We start from the raw sequence: 15,810 nt of genomic DNA, 5'->3' as shown, positions 1-15,810 counted from the left end.
GCCCCGGGAGGCAGAGTCGTGCGACGCGTTCCCGTCCTCGTGCTCGCGCTCTGCGCAGTGCTCGTCCTGCTCTCGTCCTGCGCGTGGAGCGGGGCGGAAGAGGAGGGCGGCCGGCTGCCCGCGGCGCCCACGGGTGTCACGGCCGCCGCGGGCAGCGCGACCAGCGTGCACGTCATGTGGAACGCGGTCTCCGCGAACCGCGACATCCGTGTCTACGAGGTGTATCGGGGACCCACGAAGGTCAAGGAAGTGCCGGGCTCCGCACACATGGTGGACGTCACCATGCTCAGGCCGTCCACCGTGTACGCCTTCACCGTGCGAGCCCGTGACACCGACGGGCGGCTCGGGCCGCCGAGCAAGGAGGTCCGGGCGACGACTCCCGCGGCCGTCGCCGCCGACCACTCCGCCCCGACTCGTCCGGGGCGGGCCGAGGGCCGTGCGGTCGGCAGCCGGGCAGCCCAACTGTCGTGGTCGCAGGCGACGGACGACCGGGACGTGGTGTCGTACGACATCTATCAGGGCGACACGAAGATCCACAGTGTGGGCGGAAACCAGACGGCGACCGTGGTCACCGGACTTCGGCCCGGCACCCGCTACTCCTTCACCGTCCGGGCCCGGGACGCAGCCGACAACCTCTCGCCCGCCACGGCGGCGGTCCGCGTCACCACGCCCGGCACCGACGACGGACGCGGCACGGCGCCGACCGCCTTCCGGGCGACGACCCATCTCGCGGACGGGGCGTACTACCTCGACCTGAGCTGGGTACCGCCACGCACGGACGGCGTGATCGCGGAGTACCAGGTCGAGCTCGACGGCCGTCCGGCCACGTCGCTGGTGTACGGCGGGAGCGCGCCGCGCGAGCGGGCCACGTACAGCTTCTATCTGGGCCGGGAGGCCGGAGTCGGTCACCGGGTGCGGATCCGGGGGAGGCTACCGGACGGCACCTGGGGCGGCTTCTCGGCGCAGCGGACGGTGACGACGGGCGGGCGGGACTGACGTCCGGTCCGGCGCCCCCGGATGCAGCAGTCCGTCACCTGTCCGGCGGCGGTCCGCATGCGGGACGGATCCGGGGCGCGTTGGCTGCCCCTGAGGCAGCACGGGCGTTCCCGACCCTCGGCGGCGCAACGGACGTACCGCCAACCGTGCCGCCGGAGGGCATCACATGCGCAACTCATCGCTCTTCCTCCGCTCGGGCCTGACCGTGGCAGCCGCCTCCGCTCTTCCCTTCACCCTGGCCGCCGGTCCGGCCGCCGCGGTCTCGGGGATCTCCGTGAGCACCACCGGGTCCACGGTCTCCGTCACGACCAGTGCGTGCACCAACGTCAACGGCAGCTGGGGCACCGCCTCGCTGCTCAACAGCCGCCAGGCGAACTTCGCCCAAGGGCGCCAGGTCTCCCTGTCGGGGACGGCGACGCTGCAGTCGGCGGCCTGGTCGGGTGTGAGCCCGGGCACGTACACCGTCATCGTCGTGTGCTCCAACGGCTCCACGGCGGGCACCCAGTCGGTCATCGTCACCGCCCCCAGGGTCTCCGCCACGGCCTCGCCGTCGCGCGGTGTCATGGGCGGCATGGGCGGTGGCAGCAAGGACTACGGCACCCTGACGCTGGTGGCGGGCGGCGCCCTGGTGGGCACGGGTGTCCTGGCCACGGCGGCCTGGGTCCTGCGCCGCCGTTCGAAGCCGTACCGGCTCTGAACGCCGTTCCTGTTCCGGAGGCCGTACCCGTTCCGAACGCCGTACCGGCTCAGAAGCGCCCTCGGCTCACGCCGTCTCTCGGCCCGGCAGCTCCGCGAACTCCTCCAGAGCGCGTGTGAGCCACTGCGTCCAGAAGGTCTCCAGATCGATGCCGGCGCGCAGCACCAGGTGCCGCAGCCGGTCCTGCGAACTGTCCTTGCCGGGCGGGAAGTCGCGCTTCTCGATCTCCTCGTACTCGGCCAACTGCCGCCGGTGCAGATCGAGATGGCGCCGCAGATCGGCCTCGATGCCCTCGGTCCCCACCACGGCCGCGGCACGCATGCGCAGCAGCAGCGTGTCGCGGTGCGGCCTCGGGTCCTGGGACGCGGCGGTCCAGCGGGCCAGTTCGGCGCGGCCCGCGGGCAGGACCTCGTAGCTCTTCTTCTGCCCGCGGGCCGGCTGCTCGCTCGGCAGGGTGCGGATGAAGCCCTCGGCCTCCAGTTTTCCCAGCTCGCGATAGATCTGCTGATGCGTCGCCGACCAGAAGTACCCGATCGACTTGTCGAACCGGCGGGTCAGCTCCAGCCCCGATGACGGCTTTTCGACCAGGGCGGTGAGGATCGCGTGCGGGAGTGACATGGGTTCATCCTAGGGACGCAAGGAGGTCATCCTACGAATGCGGCCACTCGCCCCTACAGGCTCGCCGCCAGCTCCGTGCCCTGCTTGATGGCCCGCTTGGCGTCCAGTTCGGCGGCCACGTCGGCACCGCCGATGAGGTGCACGCTGCGGCCCGCGGCGAGCAGCTCCTCGTACAGGCCGCGACGCGGCTCCTGCCCGGTGCACAGGACGATGGTGTCCACGGCCAGAACCGTGCTCTCCTCGCCGACGGTGACATGCAGTCCGGCGTCGTCGATACGGTCGTAGCGCACGCCCGGGACCATGGTGACGCCCCGGTGCTTGAGCTCGGTGCGGTGGATCCAGCCGGTGGTCTTGCCGAGGCCCGCGCCGACCTTGGTGGCCTTGCGCTGGAGCAGGTGGACGGTGCGCGGCGGGGCCGGGCGCTCGGGGGCGGCGAGGCCGCCGGGGCCCGTGTAGTCCATGTCGACGCCCCACTGGCGGAAGTACGTCGCCGGGTCCTCGCTCGCCTTGTCGCCGCCGTCCGTGAGGAACTCGGCGACGTCGAAGCCGATGCCGCCCGCGCCGAGGACGGCGACGCGCTCGCCGACGGGGGCGCCGTCGCGCAGGACGTCGAGGTAGCCCACGACGCTCGGGTGGTCGATGCCGGGGATGTCCGGAGTACGCGGGGTGACCCCGGTGGCGACCACCACCTCGTCGTACCCGGCGAGGTCCTCGGCCGCCACCCAGGTGTTCAGCCGTACGTCCACGCGCTGCCAGTCGAGCTGGTGGCGGAAGTAGCGCAGCGTCTCGTCGAACTCCTGCTTGCCGGGGACCTTGCGGGCGACGTTCAGCTGGCCGCCGATCTCGCTCGCGGCGTCGAACAGCGTGACCTCGTGGCCGCGTTCGGCCGCGCTCACGGCACAGGCAAGGCCGGCGGGTCCGGCGCCCACGACGGCGACCCGCTTGCGCAGCCGGGTCGGGGCGAGCGTCAGCTCGGTCTCGTGGCAGGCGCGCGGGTTGACCAGGCAAGACGTGATCTTGCCGCTGAAGGTGTGGTCGAGACAGGCCTGGTTGCAGCCGATGCAGGTGTTGATCGCCTCCGGCTTCCCGGCGGCGGCCTTGGCGACGAAGTCGGGGTCGGCGAGCATCGGGCGGGCCATCGAAACCATGTCCGCGCGGCCGTCGGCGAGCAACTCCTCGGCCAGCTCGGGGGTGTTGATGCGGTTGGTGGTGACGAGCGGGACCGACACCTCGCCCATCAGCCGCTTCGTGACCCAGGTGTAGGCGCCGCGCGGCACCGAGGTGGCGATGGTCGGGATGCGCGCCTCGTGCCAGCCGATACCGGTGTTGATGATCGTCGCCCCGGCGGCCTCTACGGCCTTGGCGAGCGTGATCACCTCGTCGAGCGTGGAGCCGCCCGGGACGAGGTCCAGCATGGACAGCCGGTAGACGATGATGAAGTCCTCGCCGACGGCCTCGCGCACGCGCCGGACGATCTCGACCGGGAAGCGCATGCGGTTCTCGTACGAGCCGCCCCAGCGGTCGGTGCGCCGGTTGGTCTGCTGGGCGATGAACTCGTTGATGAGGTAGCCCTCGGAGCCCATGATCTCCACGCCGTCGTACCCGGCCTGCCGGGCCAGGCGGGCGGCGCGCGCGTAGTCGTCGATGGTCCGCTCGACCTCGGCGTCGGTGAGCTCGCGGGGCGGGAAGGGGCTGATCGGCGCCTGGAGCGGGCTCGGGGCGACCAGGTCCTGGTGGTAGGCGTACCGGCCGAAGTGCAGGATCTGCATCGCGATCCGGCCGCCCTCGCGGTGCACGGCGTCGGTGATGACCCGGTGCTGCTCGGCCTCCGCCTCGGTGGTGAGCTTGGCGCCGCCCTCGTAGGGGCGCCCCTCGTCGTTGGGTGCGATGCCGCCGGTGACGATCAGGCCCACTCCCCCGCGCGCTCGCTCCGCGTAGAAGGCGGCCATGCGCTCGAAGCCGCGCTCGGCCTCCTCCAGGCCCACGTGCATGGAGCCCATGAGGACGCGGTTGGGCAGCGTGGTGAAGCCCAGGTCGAGCGGGCTCAGCAGGTGCGGGTAACGGCTCATCGGGCCCCTCCGTGCGCGGTGTCGTACCTCTGTAGTTGTAGAGGACCGCGAGAGGTTTATGCAACTAGTTGCACAACCGGGGAGGGGTGACACGGACCACGCTCGGGCACAGTGACCCCATGACCGCGCACGCCGATGTGATCGACCTCGCCCAGCGGCTGGTCCGCTGCCCCAGCCGCGCCGGAATCGACGGCTACGGCCCCGTCCTCGGCGTTCTGGAGGACTGGCTCGCGGGGCGTGAGCTGCCGTATCGCCGCCTTGACGACGGCAAGGGCGGCACCGTCGGCCTGCTGGTCGAGGTCGCGGGCGGGCGGCCCGGCCCGTGGTGGGCGCTCGACGCCTGCGTCGACACCGCGCCCTACGGCGACGAGGCCGCCTGGTCGTTCGCACCGGACTCCGGCGAGGTCGTCGACGGCTGGCTGCGCGGCAGGGGCGCCGCGGACTCCAAGCTCGCGGCGGCGATGTTCTGCGGTATCGCGGCCGAGCTGCACGGCCGTGCCGACGCCCTGCACGGCGGGCTCGCGGTACTCCTCGACGCCGACGAGCACACGGGCGGCTTCGGCGGCGCCCGCGCCTACCTGGCCGACCCGGAGGCGGTGCGTCCGGCCGGGGTGATGATCGGCTACCCGGGACTCGACGAGGTCGTGGTCGGCGGGCGGGGCCTGTGGCGGGCCGTGATCGCGGTGCACGCGGCCTCGGGCCACTCGGGGTCCCGCCGCACCGCACCGGGTGCCGTATCGCGCGCGGCGCATCTCGTACGCCTCCTGGAGGAAGCCGAACTCCCGGGCGTCGATGGGGAGTTCCCGCTGCCACCGAGACTGACGGTGACCTCCTGCCACGGCGGTCAGGGCTTCTCGGTCGTGCCCGACCGGTGCGAGCTGGGCGTCGACATCCGCACCACGCCGGCCTTCGACGCCGACGCCGCCGAGCGGCTGGTGCGTGCGGCGGTGGGCGAGCTGGACGTGCGGGTGCCCGCACCGCGGCCGACCACGATCACCCCGGTCGCCGCCTGGCCGCCGTACCGGCTGGCGAAGGACCAGCAGCCCGCCGCCGCGCTGCTGGACGCCGCCGCTCGGGAGGGCCTCGCCGTGCGGCCGAAGACCGCCGGTCCGTCGAACATCGGCAATCTGCTGGCGGGTGAGGGCATCCCGGCCACGGCGGGCTTCGGCGTGCGCTACGAGGGGCTGCACGGCGTGGACGAGCGGGCCTGTCTCGAAGACCTGCCCGCCGTCCACGCCGTCCACCGGCGTGCCGTGCTCAGCCTGCTGGGCTCGCCCTGACCGAGCCCCTCACGGCTGCGCTCATCATGAGCTGCGGCTATCCAGCACCACATGCAGCTCCCTCTCCTGGTCTCCCGAGGCCGAGGACAGGTCGTGCACGGTGAACAGGGAGTCCAGTGCCGTACGGAGCTGTTCGATGGCCCAGTAGCCGCCCTGCGCGTCGGCCTCTACGGACGACGAGAGCCTGGCGGGAGGCGGGCACGCGTGCGTGTCCGTGACCTCGAACGTGCCGAGCCACACCATGGGCCGGGTCTCATGGAGCTGCTGCGGGACATCCTCGGGGCGCCGGTCGGACTCGAAGCACGTGCACAGCGTGTCGAAGACGATCCGGGCGTCCTCCTTGCTGCATCCGCTGATCTCGACGGAGACGGGTTCCTCGTGCAGTCGTTCACGGTCCATCGTGATCGCTCCTCTCGTGGCCGCGCCGCGGTACCACGGGTTGCCGCGGAAGCGGACCCCAATCCCAAGAAAAGCACCACAGGGCGCAGAGCACTACCGGCGGAGCCGCACCGTCCGCAGTCCGCGGGCGCCCTCAGCCGCGCGTGAACCGGTACGTCTTGCTGTCGGTGAGCACACAGAAGCCCGGCGAGATGACGATCACGCGCAGGGTTCCGGTGCGGCGGTCGTAGTCGATGCCCTCCGTCTCGAACTCGCCCGAGCAGGAGCTGCGCATCGGGAGCTGACGCAGCGCCGTGACGTGGCCGGTCACGTCGGAGGCGCCCGGCTCGGCGGAGAGGTCGATCCGGAGCAGCGGCTTGGTCATGCCGAAGAGGGTGCCCGCCGGGTCGTCGGAGGAGCACAGCAGGGTCGTGGCGCCGAGGAAGTCACAGCCCTGGATGTCGCGTACGGCGTGGTCCAGCCGGATGCTGGACGTCCAGGGGAGGTTCGCCGACGGTGACGTGCCGGGGTTGACGCCCGGTGTCGGGTGGACCAGCAGGCGGGTCATGGTGCCCCACTCGCCGGAGACCATCCACTGGCCGGCGGGTGAGACGGCGACGAAGGAGTTGTTCAGCGCCTCCCCGGCGCCCAGCGTGTGCACGTACTCCGACCAGGTCCCGTCCGGCGCCTGCACCCGGAACATCTTCGCGCTGCCCGAGTCCGCCTGGTACGGCTCGATGTAGTAGCCGTTGGAGGAGGCGTCGGGGTCACCCACATGGTTCCAGCCGCGGCTGCTGACCGAAACGGGGATCGTGCCGATGCCCGTGTAGCGGTTGGGGCTGTTCGCCGGAACCTCCACGGAGGTCAGGCCCTGGCTCTCGGTCAGCGGGTCGGCGCGGTCCGAGCCCACCTCCGTCCAGGTGTCGGCGGCCTGCGCGGGCGCCGCCGTGGACAGCACGGCGGCAAAGGTGAGGGCGACGAGGCCGGTGAGGACGGCGTGACAACGTTGCCGGGCGCGCAGGGCCATGGAAGCAACTCCTTGGGGGCGGGTGCGTGTCGGCGGACAGTTTCGCGGGCCCGTGTGGTCATGTACAGACCAAGGGTGCGAACGTGTGCTGTCTGATCGGCCACAGTCCCGTGCCCTCGTGATGACTCCGGCGGACGTTCACCGTCGTGTTGAGGGATGGTGGAGGTGGACGACCAAAGGGAGCCCGGAGACGGTTGAACGCGGTAGAACAAGGGGAGTCGGCACGGGGGAACGACGTGCCGCGTGAATGGGCGAAGGCGGTGCGTGGGATGTCTGCAGCCGAACGTCCCGTGACCGAGGGCGACGAGCCGGTGCGCGGGCCGGTAGGGCCGAGCGGGCTGCTCGACGTGCTGGGCGTGGCCTCGGTGGTGCTGGACACCGAGGGGCGCATCGTGCTGTGGAGCCCCCAGGCCGAGGAACTGTTCGGCTATCCGGCGCAGGAGGCGCTGGGCGAGTACGCCGCCCGGATCATGGTCCACGAACAGCACCTGGATCTGGTCATCAAGCTGTTCTCCGACGTCATGGAGACCGGCGAGGGCTGGGCCGGGGCCTTCCCGATCCGGCGCAAGGACGGCACCACACGACTGGTCGAGTTCCGCAACATGCGGCTGCTGGACGACCGGGGGGACGTCTACGCGCTGGGCCTGTGCGCCGACCAGTCGACGGTCCGCCAGGTGGAGCGGGACGTCGCGTTGTCGACCCGGACGATCGCGCAGGCTCCGGTCGGCCTGGCCGTCCTCGACACCGATCTGCGGTACGTCTCGGTCAACGAGGCGCTGGCCATGCTCAACGGCATCCCCGCCGAGGACCACATCGGCCATACGCCGCGCGAGCTGCTGCCGGACATCGATGCCGACGCCATCGAGGCGGCGCTGCGTGAAGTGCTGGGGACCGGTGAACCGCTGATCAACCAGCGCATCGTGGGCCGGACTCCGGCCGATCCGGACCGGGAGCACTTCTGGTCCATCTCGCTCTACCGGCTGGAGGACACGGCGGGGACCGTGCTCGGCGTGGCCGGCATGGCCGTGGACATCACCGAACAGCATCAGGCCGCCGTCGAGGCCGAGACGGCACGGCGGCGCCTGGCGCTCATCGCCGACGCCTCCGCGCGGATCGGCACCACGCTGGACCTGGACCGTACGGCGCGCGAGCTGGCCGACGTCGCCGTGCCGGAGCTCGCCGACGTGGCGGCCGTGGATCTGCTGGAAGCCGTGGTCGAGGGCAGGCGCAGCAGTCTCGGGCCCGCGGAATCGGCGGTGATCCGCGCCCTGGCCGTCAAGGCGGAGGACGACACGGAGGCTCTCGACGCCGCCGACCGGCCGGGCCAGGTCGCCCGCTACGGACCCGACCGCCTGGTCACCGAGTGCGTGCGCACCGCGAGTCCGGTCATGGTGGCGCACGTCGAGGAGAAGGACCTGCCGCGCATCGCCCGCTCCCCCGAGGCCGCCGGCCAGCTGGGCCGCGCGGGCGTGCACTCCTATCTTGCGGTGCCGCTGATCGCGCGCGGCGAGGTGCTCGGCGCCCTGGACCTCAAGCGCACCCGCAATCCGCTGCCGTTCAGCGAGGACGACCTGCTGCTCGCCCGTGAGCTGGCGGCCCGCGCGGCCGTGCAGATCGACAACGCCCGCTGGTACCAGAACGCCCGCGACATCGCCCTCACCCTGCAGCGCAGCCTGCTGCCCAGCCATCCGCCGCTGACCGGTGGCCTGGAGGTCGCCTCCCGCTACCAGCCCGCGGGCGCCAGCGCCGAGGTCGGCGGCGACTGGTTCGACGTGATTCCGCTGGAGGGCGGCAAGACCGCGCTCGTCGTCGGGGACGTGATGGGCAGCGGCATCGACGCCGCCACGACCATGGGCCGGCTGCGCACCGCCACGCACACCCTGGCCTCCCTCGACCTCGAACCGACCCTGCTCCTGGAACACCTCGACAAGATCACCGAGGGCCTCGACCACTCCATCGCCACCTGCGTCTACGCCGTCCACGACCCACAGCTGCGGCAGTGCCGGATCGCCAACGCCGGGCACCTGCCGCCCGTCCGCGTCCGCCACGGCCACCCGCCGGAACTCCTCGAACTGCCCACCGGAGCACCGCTGGGCGTCGGCGGCGTCGCCTTCTCCACGACGACCGTCGCCCTCGAACCCGGCGACCAGCTGGTCTTCTACACCGACGGCCTCGTCGAGACCCGGCAACACCCGCTCGACGAACGCCTCGACGCGCTCCTCGCGCTCCTCGACGACCCCGACCGCCCCCTGGAGGAGTGCTGCGACCTCCTCCTGCGCACCCTGCACCAGCCCGACAACTCCGACGACGTGGCACTGCTCATCGCGCGCGTGCTGCCCCCGAGTTGACGGCTGCGGCACCGACGCCGAGGAGACGGGAGGGACACGCGCTCCCCCATGTCACCGTCGAGAGTGAGACGGCGCCGAGTGGAAGTGGGCCGTCGGCTCGGACACCGTCGTCCGTCACGACGGGACCAGAGCTCCGGCGCCGCCGACCTCAAGACCGGCGAGGACGTCTTCCTCGTCGGCACGCGGTCCGACGACGGCTAGTTGAGGCCGACCACGACAGTCGCGTACAGCTCCTCGGAGGCGACCAGACGCGCCGACAGTCCACTGCCGGTGAAGGCCTCCAGGGCCGTCGGCGCCTGGCGCTCGCTCGTCTCGACCAGCACACAGCCGCCGGGGGCCAGCCACCGGGGCGCCTCGGCGGCGACGCGGCGCAGGACGTCCAGCCCGTCCGGACCGCCGTCCAGCGCGACCCGCGGCTCGTGGTCACGCGCCTCCGCGGGCAGGAGGGCGACCTCGCCGGTGGGTACGTACGGCACGTTCGCCGCGAGGATGCCGACGCGGCCGCGCAAGCTGTCGGGCAGCGCCTCGAAGAGGTCGCCCGCGTGCACCTGACCGTCGAAGGCGGCCACGTTACGGCGGGCGCAGCGCACCGCCGCCGGGTCGATGTCGGCGGCGTGCAGCTCGACCTTGCCGAGCGCGGCGGCCAGTGCCGCGCCGACCGCGCCCGAGCCGCAGCACAGGTCCACGACGACGGAGGCGTCGGGGGCGTGGGCGAGGGCCTGTTCGACCAGGAACTCGGTACGGCGGCGGGGGACGAAGACGCCGGGTTCGACGGCGATGCGCAGGCCGCGGAACTCGGCCCAGCCGAGGACGAGTTCGAGGGGCAGGCCGGTGACGCGACGCTCCACCATCGCGGCCAGCTCGTCCGGGGTGCGGGCGGCGGCCAGGATCAACCGTGCCTCGTCCTCGGCGAAGACACAGCCGGCGGCTCGGAGTGCGGTCACGACCGCGTCACGCGAGAGCGACGAGGGGTACGAGGGCGAGGAAGAGGAGAGAGGGGGCATGGAAGCCGAGGACCTTTCGGAAGCCGAAGGGTACTCTCGCGGTCGCCTACTGGCGGTGATCCGCGCCGATCCGAGGTGAGAGCACCCGACCTGACACAGCAGTAATGGGTCTCACCTCCTGGGCTCCGCAGGGCCGGGACTGTCCCGACCGATCGGCAACCTTACCCCAACGATCACGGAAGCTACGGCGCATCGACGATGATGAGCCAGGGCCTATACGGTTGAATGACAAACGTACTGATCACGCTCGACCCACGGGCCGTGCCCACGGCGGCCTGGAGGCACCACCCGTATGAACGTCACCAGAGGCTTCACAGGGCGCCCACGCGTCCCGAACGCCGCGCTGCCGCCCGGCCAGTACGACGCGGGCGACGACTGGCCCGTCCTGTCCGCAGAGGTCACGCCCGAGCTGACGCCCGCCGAATGGTCCTTCCGGGTCGACGGCCTGGTGGAGGAGGAGCGCAGTTGGAGCTGGGAGCAGGCACATGAACTGCCGGCGTCGGTGTACGAGGGCGACATCCACTGCGTGACGAGCTGGTCGAAGTTCGGGGTCCGCTTCGGTGGCGTGTCGCTGGACGCCTTCCTCAATGTGGTCCGGCCCCATGTGTCCGCCACCCATGCCGTCGCCTATTCGCACACGGGGTACACCACCAACCTGCCCCTCGCCGACCTGACCGGCGGGCGGGCGTGGATCGCCTGGGAGTTCGACGGGGAGCCACTCGCCCCGGAGCACGGTGGCCCGGCACGGCTGCTGGTGCCGCACCTGTACTTTTGGAAGAGCGCCAAGTGGATCGCAGGCCTGCGGATCCTCGACCGCGACGAGCCGGGCTTCTGGGAGCAGAACGGCTACCACGCCCGCGGCAACCCCTGGCAGGAGCAGCGGTACTCCGGTGACTGAGGTGACTGCGACTGAGGTGACTGTGACTGAGACGTTCACTCCCCCGACCCGTTTCGCCGTGCCCGGGCGGATCGCCGTCAGCAACCGGGCCGCCGCGGTGTGGCAGACCGCCACGATCACCGAGATCCGCCCCGAGACCCCGCACGCCGCCACCTTCCGCCTCGCGGTGCCCGCCTGGGCGGGCCACCTGCCCGGCCAGCACCTGATGCTGCGGCTGACCGCCGAGGACGGCTATGTGGCCCAGCGCCATTACTCGATCGCGTCCGCGCCGGACGACGCCGGGCACATCGAGCTGACCCTGGACCATGTCGAGGGCGGTGAGGTCTCCGGGTGGTTCCACACCGTTGCCAAGCCCGGCGACACGGTCGAGGTGCGCGGCCCGCTCAGCGGCTTCTTCGCCTGGCCCGGGGACCGGCCCGCGCTGCTGGTCGGCGCCGGCTCCGGCGTCGTACCGCTGATGCCGATGCTGCGACACCACAAGGCGCGGGGTCTGGACGTGCCGTTGCGGCTGCTGGTGTCGGCGCGCAGCCCCGAGGAGCTGATCTACGCGCGGGAGTACGGCGCGGAGACGACGCCCGTGTTCACACGGAGCGCGCCGGAGGGTGTGGCCGTGGGACGTATGGCCGCCGCACATGTGGCGCCGCTCCTGGCCGAGCAGCCACACGGTGGGTGGGAGGCCTATGTGTGCGGCTCCAACGGATTCGCCGAGCATGCCTCCCGGCTGCTCGTCGCGGCAGGTCAGCCGGTGCACCGTATCCGGATCGAGCGCTTCGGCTGATCGGCGCTCCGGCACCGGCCGCGGGTCCCGCCGGGATCGCCAGGAACGATGTCCGGTGTACGGGGTACCTGGACGCCATGCGATACCGGGTGCGTGGCCGGCGCCTGCGGCACAGTCCGCTGCGGCGCCGGTCGGATGTCGTCGAGGCGTGGGCGTTGCTCACCGTGGCGGTCCTGCTGCTCGTCGCCGCTCCCCTGGTGGGGGTACTCACCGCCTGGTGGGCCCATGACGACGCCCGGGCGACCGCCCGGGAGCAGCGTGCCGAGCGCCGTCAGATCCGGGCCGAGGTCATCGGCAGGACCTCCGACGCGCTCCCCATGACACAGGGCGGACGGCAGCCGTCCGCGAGGACGACGGTCCGCTGGACGGAGCCGGAAGGCGATCCGCGTACGGCCACGGCACGCGTTCCGGCGGGCACACGGAACGGCGACATGGTCGACGTGTGGCTGGACTCCCGGGGCCGGAGTGTGGCCCCGCCCGCGGACGACACGGCGGTCTGGCAGCACACCGTCACCATCGGCGTCTGCGCGACGGGCGGCGCGGTCGCCGTGATCCTCTTCGGCCACACGGTCGTACGCCATGCCGCGATGCGTCGTCGCCTGGCCGAATGGGATCAGGAGTGGGCCCGGACGGAGCCGGAGTGGACGGGCCGCCGGGCGTGACCCATCGCGTCCCGCTGGTCTGTCTCTTGGGCGCGCTTCGCGTGGACGACCTGGGCGCGCTTCGTGCCTACGAAGCTGCTCACCCTGCCGCATCACTCACCCTGCTGCATCCGGCGAGCGATCCGGTCGTGCGCCCCCAGTGCGTCCGCCAGCCCGGTCAAGCGGGGCTCGCCCCGGTCGACCAGGATCCGGCCGGCGACCACCGTGGTCCACGCCCGGGCCGGCCCGCAGCGCAGCCAGGCCTCCACGGGGTCACTGAGCGCACCGGCAAGCGAGACCGCGTGCAGATCCCAGACGACCAGGTCCGCGCAGGCCCCGGGCCGCAGATGGCCGAGTTCGTCGTCCCGGCCCAGACAGCGCGCCGAGCCTCTGGTGGCGATGTCGAGGGCGTCGCGGGCGGTCATCGCGCCGGGTCCGCCGCGATAGCGGCCCAGCAGCAGGGCCGCCCGGGTCTCCATCCAGAGGGAGGCGTGGTCCGTGGAGGCGGAGCCGTCGCAGCCGATGCCGACGGGCAGGCCCAGTTCGCGCATCTCCTTCACGCGCGCGGTGCCGCCGCCGATGAGCATGTTGGAGCTGGGGCAGTGCGCCACGCCGACGCCCGCGGCCGCGAGGCGGCGCAGCTCGGCGTCGTTCGGGTAGATGCAGTGCGCGACCCAGCTGCGGTCGCTCATCCATCCCGTCTCCTCGAAGTACTCGACGGGACGGCAGCCGTACTTCTCAAGGCAGTACGTGTCCTCGTCGTGGTCCTCGGCGAGGTGCGTGTGCAGCCGTACGTCGTGGCGCTCGGCGAGTTCGGCCGTCGCCGTCATGAGGGACTTGGTCACCGAGAACGGTGAGCAGGGCGCGAGTGCGACCCGCACCAGCGCGCCCGGTTCGGGGTCGTGGTACGTGCTGATGAGGCGCTCGCTGTCGGCCAGCACCTCGTCCTCGGTCTGGGTGACGCTCCTCGGCGGCAGTCCCCCGTCCTCGACGGAGCGGGTCATCGAGCCCCGGGTGGCGTGGAAGCGGAAGCCGATGTCGCGGGCGGCGCGGATCTCGGCGTCGACGAGACGCGGACGCGGATGGACGTAGAGGTGGTCGGACGACATGGTGCAGCCGCCCATCAGCAGTTCGGCCATGCCGACGTAGGCCGACACGTACGCGGCCTCCTCGTCGAGGCCCGCCCAGAGCGGGTAGAGGGTGGTCAGCCAGTCGAACAGGGAGCCGTTCACGGCGGGCGCGTAGGAGCGGGTGAGGTTCTGGTAGATGTGATGGTGCGTGTTGACCAGGCCCGGGGTGACGAGCCGTCCGGCCGCCGAGACGGTGGTGCGGGCCTCGGGCTCGCTCCCGGCGGTACCGACGCCGGTGACCCGACCACCGGTGACGGCCAGCCAGCCGCCCGGGATCTCCCGCTCCCCGTCCACGACCAGCAGTTCGGCATCCCTGACCAGCAGGTCCGCAGCCTGCACCGGAGCATCGACGGCAGACGTCATGGCGCCATCGTAGGCGCTCGGCTCGGGAAAGATCTGGCGAGTCCTCCGATCACCCACGTACGGTGTGATCATCCGCACTCACTCTTGGCAAAGGCGGTCTTCCATGGCCCTGTTCGACCTTCCGCTCGACGAACTGCGCGAGTACCGCAGCAAGTCCGTCGAACCCGAGGACTTCGACGCGTTCTGGTCCAAGACCCTCGATGAGGCTCGCGAGCACCCGCTGGACGCCCGCTTCGAGCCGGTCGAAACAGGGCTTTCCACAGTGCAGGTGTACGACGTGACGTTCGCCGGGTTCGGCGGTCACCCGGTGAAGGGCTGGCTGCGCCTGCCCGCCGGGGCCGGCGAGCCGTTGCCGCTGGTCGTGGAGTTCATCGGCTACGGCGGCGGGCGCGGCCTGCCGCACGAGAACCTGCTGTGGGCGTCCACGGGCCGGGCGCACTTCATGATGGACACGCGCGGTCAGGGCAGCGCGTGGGGCGCCGGCGGCGGGACGCCGGACCCGGTGGGGGCCGCGCCGGCCTACCCCGGTTTCATGACCCGTGGCATCGACGCGCCCGAGAACTACTACTACCGCCGGGTATTCACGGACGCGGTGCGTGCGGTCGAGGCCGCCCGCTCGCATCCGCTGGCCGACGCCTCGCGCACGATCGCGATCGGTTCGAGCCAGGGCGGCGGCATCACGATCGCGGTCGGTGGCCTGGTGCCGGATCTGACGGCGATCGCGCCGGACGTGCCGTTCCTGTGCGACTACCCGCGCGCGGCGACCCTCACGGACCGCCACCCGTACCGCGAGATCGGCCTCTACCTCAAGACGCACCGGGGCCGCACCGACGACGTCCTGCGCACCCTGTCCTACTTCGACGGCGTCCACTTCTCGGCCCGCGGCCAGTCGCCCGCCCTGTTCTCGGCGGCCCTGGAGGACCAGACCTGCCCGCCCTCCACCGTGTTCGCGGCCTACAACGCCTGGGCCCACGGCGAGAAGGCCATCGAGGTGTACGACTTCAACGACCACGAGGGCGGCGGCCCGTTCCACGAGGCGGCCAAGTTGGACTGGCTGCGCTCGCACGCCTGAGAGGCCGTGCATGAAGACGCGTGAGGCGGCGGAGCGGTTCGTCCGGGTCTGGCAGCGGGCCTGGGCCGAGCACGACGTGGACGCGCTGCTGGAGTTGTATGCCAAGGACTGCGTCCACCGTTCGATGCCGTTCCGCGCGCCGCACCGGGGGCGCGCCGAACTGGCCGCCTATCTGCGCTGGTCGTTCGCCGGCGAGCGGGTGACCGACGTGCGTTTCTCCGCGCCGGTCGTCGGCGAGGACGGCGTGGCCGTTGCCGAGTTCCGGGTCCTCGCCGAGGAGGAGGGCGCGCCGTCCACGCTCGCGGGCTGCGTCTTCGTGCGGTTCGACGCCGCCGGGCTGGCCGTCGAGACCCGCGACTACTGGCACACGGTCGAAGGGCACCGGGAGCCGGAAGGCGCGCTGTTCTTCGGGTGAGGTGAGGTCGGCGTGTTCGCCGCCTTCCGTCCAGTCCGACCAGTCGGTACGTTCAGGGAACCCGGGTCGCACTGTCGCGGCCCGGGTTTCCGGCGG

Annotated in this window: 15 protein-coding genes; 9 read left to right on the top strand and 6 right to left on the bottom strand. The window is 71.9% G+C overall.

What is annotated here, in order from left to right; translation table 11 throughout:
- Positions 1-18: 18 nt before the first annotated feature.
- Both PBV52_RS47295 and PBV52_RS47290 read left to right on the top strand, forming a co-directional pair.
- Positions 19-996: a fibronectin type III domain-containing protein gene (locus tag PBV52_RS47295; protein WP_274248039.1), complete on the top strand. Its 978-nt coding sequence runs from the start codon at positions 19-21 to the stop codon at positions 994-996.
- 166 nt (positions 997-1,162) lie between these two features.
- Positions 1,163-1,693 carry a hypothetical protein gene (locus tag PBV52_RS47290; RefSeq protein WP_274248037.1) on the top strand — a complete coding sequence of 177 codons (531 nt, stop codon included), beginning with the start codon at positions 1,163-1,165 and terminating at the stop codon, positions 1,691-1,693.
- Positions 1,694-1,759: 66 nt separating this feature from the next.
- Here PBV52_RS47290 and PBV52_RS47285 read toward each other — a convergent pair whose 3' ends face one another.
- Together PBV52_RS47285 and PBV52_RS47280 are read right to left on the bottom strand one after the other, a co-directional pair.
- Positions 1,760-2,311, bottom strand: coding sequence for a PadR family transcriptional regulator (locus PBV52_RS47285; RefSeq protein ID WP_274248035.1), 552 nt, complete (start codon positions 2,309-2,311; stop codon positions 1,760-1,762).
- Between the two features lie 53 nt (positions 2,312-2,364).
- Positions 2,365-4,380, bottom strand: coding sequence for an NADPH-dependent 2,4-dienoyl-CoA reductase (locus PBV52_RS47280; RefSeq protein ID WP_274248033.1), 2,016 nt, complete (start codon positions 4,378-4,380; stop codon positions 2,365-2,367).
- 119 nt (positions 4,381-4,499) lie between these two features.
- Between PBV52_RS47280 and PBV52_RS47275 the strand changes: the two genes are divergently transcribed.
- Entirely contained in the window at positions 4,500-5,660 is a 1,161-nt protein-coding gene (locus tag PBV52_RS47275) for a M20 family metallopeptidase (protein WP_274248032.1), read from the top strand.
- A gap of 24 nt (positions 5,661-5,684) precedes the next feature.
- Here PBV52_RS47275 and PBV52_RS47270 read toward each other — a convergent pair whose 3' ends face one another.
- A complete protein-coding gene (locus PBV52_RS47270; protein ID WP_274248030.1) occupies positions 5,685-6,059 on the bottom strand; it encodes a hypothetical protein in 375 nt (124 codons plus the stop codon).
- Between the two features lie 133 nt (positions 6,060-6,192).
- Positions 6,193-7,065, bottom strand: a complete 873-nt coding sequence (locus PBV52_RS47265; RefSeq protein ID WP_274248028.1) for a hypothetical protein — start codon at positions 7,063-7,065, stop codon at positions 6,193-6,195.
- A 269-nt stretch (positions 7,066-7,334) separates the two neighbouring features.
- Here PBV52_RS47265 and PBV52_RS47260 point away from each other — a divergent pair, with 269 nt between their 5' ends.
- Entirely contained in the window at positions 7,335-9,413 is a 2,079-nt protein-coding gene (locus tag PBV52_RS47260; protein ID WP_274248026.1) for a SpoIIE family protein phosphatase, read from the top strand.
- Positions 9,414-9,610: 197 nt separating this feature from the next.
- Here PBV52_RS47260 and PBV52_RS47255 read toward each other — a convergent pair whose 3' ends face one another.
- Entirely contained in the window at positions 9,611-10,417 is an 807-nt protein-coding gene (locus PBV52_RS47255; protein ID WP_274248024.1) for a putative protein N(5)-glutamine methyltransferase, read from the bottom strand.
- Positions 10,418-10,709: 292 nt separating this feature from the next.
- On the opposite strand from PBV52_RS47255, the gene PBV52_RS47250 reads away from it, so the two are divergent.
- The 3 genes from PBV52_RS47250 to PBV52_RS47240 all read left to right on the top strand — a co-directional run bounded on the left by PBV52_RS47250 (position 10,710) and on the right by PBV52_RS47240 (position 12,755).
- Positions 10,710-11,315 (top strand): sulfite oxidase-like oxidoreductase, encoded by a 606-nt coding sequence (locus PBV52_RS47250; protein ID WP_274248022.1) that lies wholly within the window; start codon positions 10,710-10,712, stop codon positions 11,313-11,315.
- A gap of 22 nt (positions 11,316-11,337) precedes the next feature.
- Positions 11,338-12,093, top strand: coding sequence for a ferredoxin reductase (locus tag PBV52_RS47245; protein WP_274249977.1), 756 nt, complete (start codon positions 11,338-11,340; stop codon positions 12,091-12,093).
- Positions 12,094-12,170: 77 nt separating this feature from the next.
- Positions 12,171-12,755, top strand: coding sequence for a hypothetical protein (locus PBV52_RS47240; RefSeq protein ID WP_274248020.1), 585 nt, complete (start codon positions 12,171-12,173; stop codon positions 12,753-12,755).
- Between the two features lie 92 nt (positions 12,756-12,847).
- Here the strand turns inward: PBV52_RS47240 and PBV52_RS47235 are convergent, their stop codons facing one another.
- On the bottom strand, positions 12,848-14,227 hold the full coding sequence (locus PBV52_RS47235; RefSeq protein ID WP_274248018.1) for an 8-oxoguanine deaminase: 1,380 nt from the start codon (positions 14,225-14,227) through the stop codon (positions 12,848-12,850).
- 103 nt (positions 14,228-14,330) lie between these two features.
- On the opposite strand from PBV52_RS47235, the gene PBV52_RS47230 reads away from it, so the two are divergent.
- Entirely contained in the window at positions 14,331-15,299 is a 969-nt protein-coding gene (locus tag PBV52_RS47230; protein WP_274248016.1) for an acetylxylan esterase, read from the top strand.
- Positions 15,300-15,309: 10 nt separating this feature from the next.
- The gene (locus PBV52_RS47225; RefSeq protein WP_274248015.1) at positions 15,310-15,714 is read left to right on the top strand and encodes a nuclear transport factor 2 family protein; all 405 of its coding nucleotides are present in this window, start codon (positions 15,310-15,312) and stop codon (positions 15,712-15,714) included.
- Positions 15,715-15,810 lie beyond the last annotated feature (96 nt).

The organism is Streptomyces sp. T12 (assembly GCF_028736035.1).
Taxonomy (GTDB): domain Bacteria; phylum Actinomycetota; class Actinomycetes; order Streptomycetales; family Streptomycetaceae; genus Streptomyces.
Note: the sequence above shows the minus strand (reverse complement) of the source record. Positions and strands in the feature narration are given on the sequence as shown.

What these genes read in the sequence shown, in the direction of transcription:
- PBV52_RS47290 (WP_274248037.1), top strand. Translation starts at nt 1,163, where the DNA reads ATGCGCAACTCATCGCTCTTCCTCCGCTCGGGCCTGACCGTGGCAGCC.
- PBV52_RS47285 (WP_274248035.1), bottom strand. Translation starts at nt 2,311, where the DNA reads ATGTCACTCCCGCACGCGATCCTCACCGCCCTGGTCGAAAAGCCGTCA.
- PBV52_RS47280 (WP_274248033.1), bottom strand. Translation starts at nt 4,380, where the DNA reads ATGAGCCGTTACCCGCACCTGCTGAGCCCGCTCGACCTGGGCTTCACC.
- PBV52_RS47275 (WP_274248032.1), top strand. Translation starts at nt 4,500, where the DNA reads ATGACCGCGCACGCCGATGTGATCGACCTCGCCCAGCGGCTGGTCCGC.
- PBV52_RS47270 (WP_274248030.1), bottom strand. Translation starts at nt 6,059, where the DNA reads ATGGACCGTGAACGACTGCACGAGGAACCCGTCTCCGTCGAGATCAGC.
- PBV52_RS47265 (WP_274248028.1), bottom strand. Translation starts at nt 7,065, where the DNA reads ATGGCCCTGCGCGCCCGGCAACGTTGTCACGCCGTCCTCACCGGCCTC.
- PBV52_RS47260 (WP_274248026.1), top strand. Translation starts at nt 7,335, where the DNA reads ATGTCTGCAGCCGAACGTCCCGTGACCGAGGGCGACGAGCCGGTGCGC.
- PBV52_RS47255 (WP_274248024.1), bottom strand. Translation starts at nt 10,417, where the DNA reads ATGCCCCCTCTCTCCTCTTCCTCGCCCTCGTACCCCTCGTCGCTCTCG.
- PBV52_RS47250 (WP_274248022.1), top strand. Translation starts at nt 10,710, where the DNA reads ATGAACGTCACCAGAGGCTTCACAGGGCGCCCACGCGTCCCGAACGCC.
- PBV52_RS47240 (WP_274248020.1), top strand. Translation starts at nt 12,171, where the DNA reads ATGCGATACCGGGTGCGTGGCCGGCGCCTGCGGCACAGTCCGCTGCGG.
- PBV52_RS47235 (WP_274248018.1), bottom strand. Translation starts at nt 14,227, where the DNA reads ATGACGTCTGCCGTCGATGCTCCGGTGCAGGCTGCGGACCTGCTGGTC.
- PBV52_RS47230 (WP_274248016.1), top strand. Translation starts at nt 14,331, where the DNA reads ATGGCCCTGTTCGACCTTCCGCTCGACGAACTGCGCGAGTACCGCAGC.
- PBV52_RS47225 (WP_274248015.1), top strand. Translation starts at nt 15,310, where the DNA reads ATGAAGACGCGTGAGGCGGCGGAGCGGTTCGTCCGGGTCTGGCAGCGG.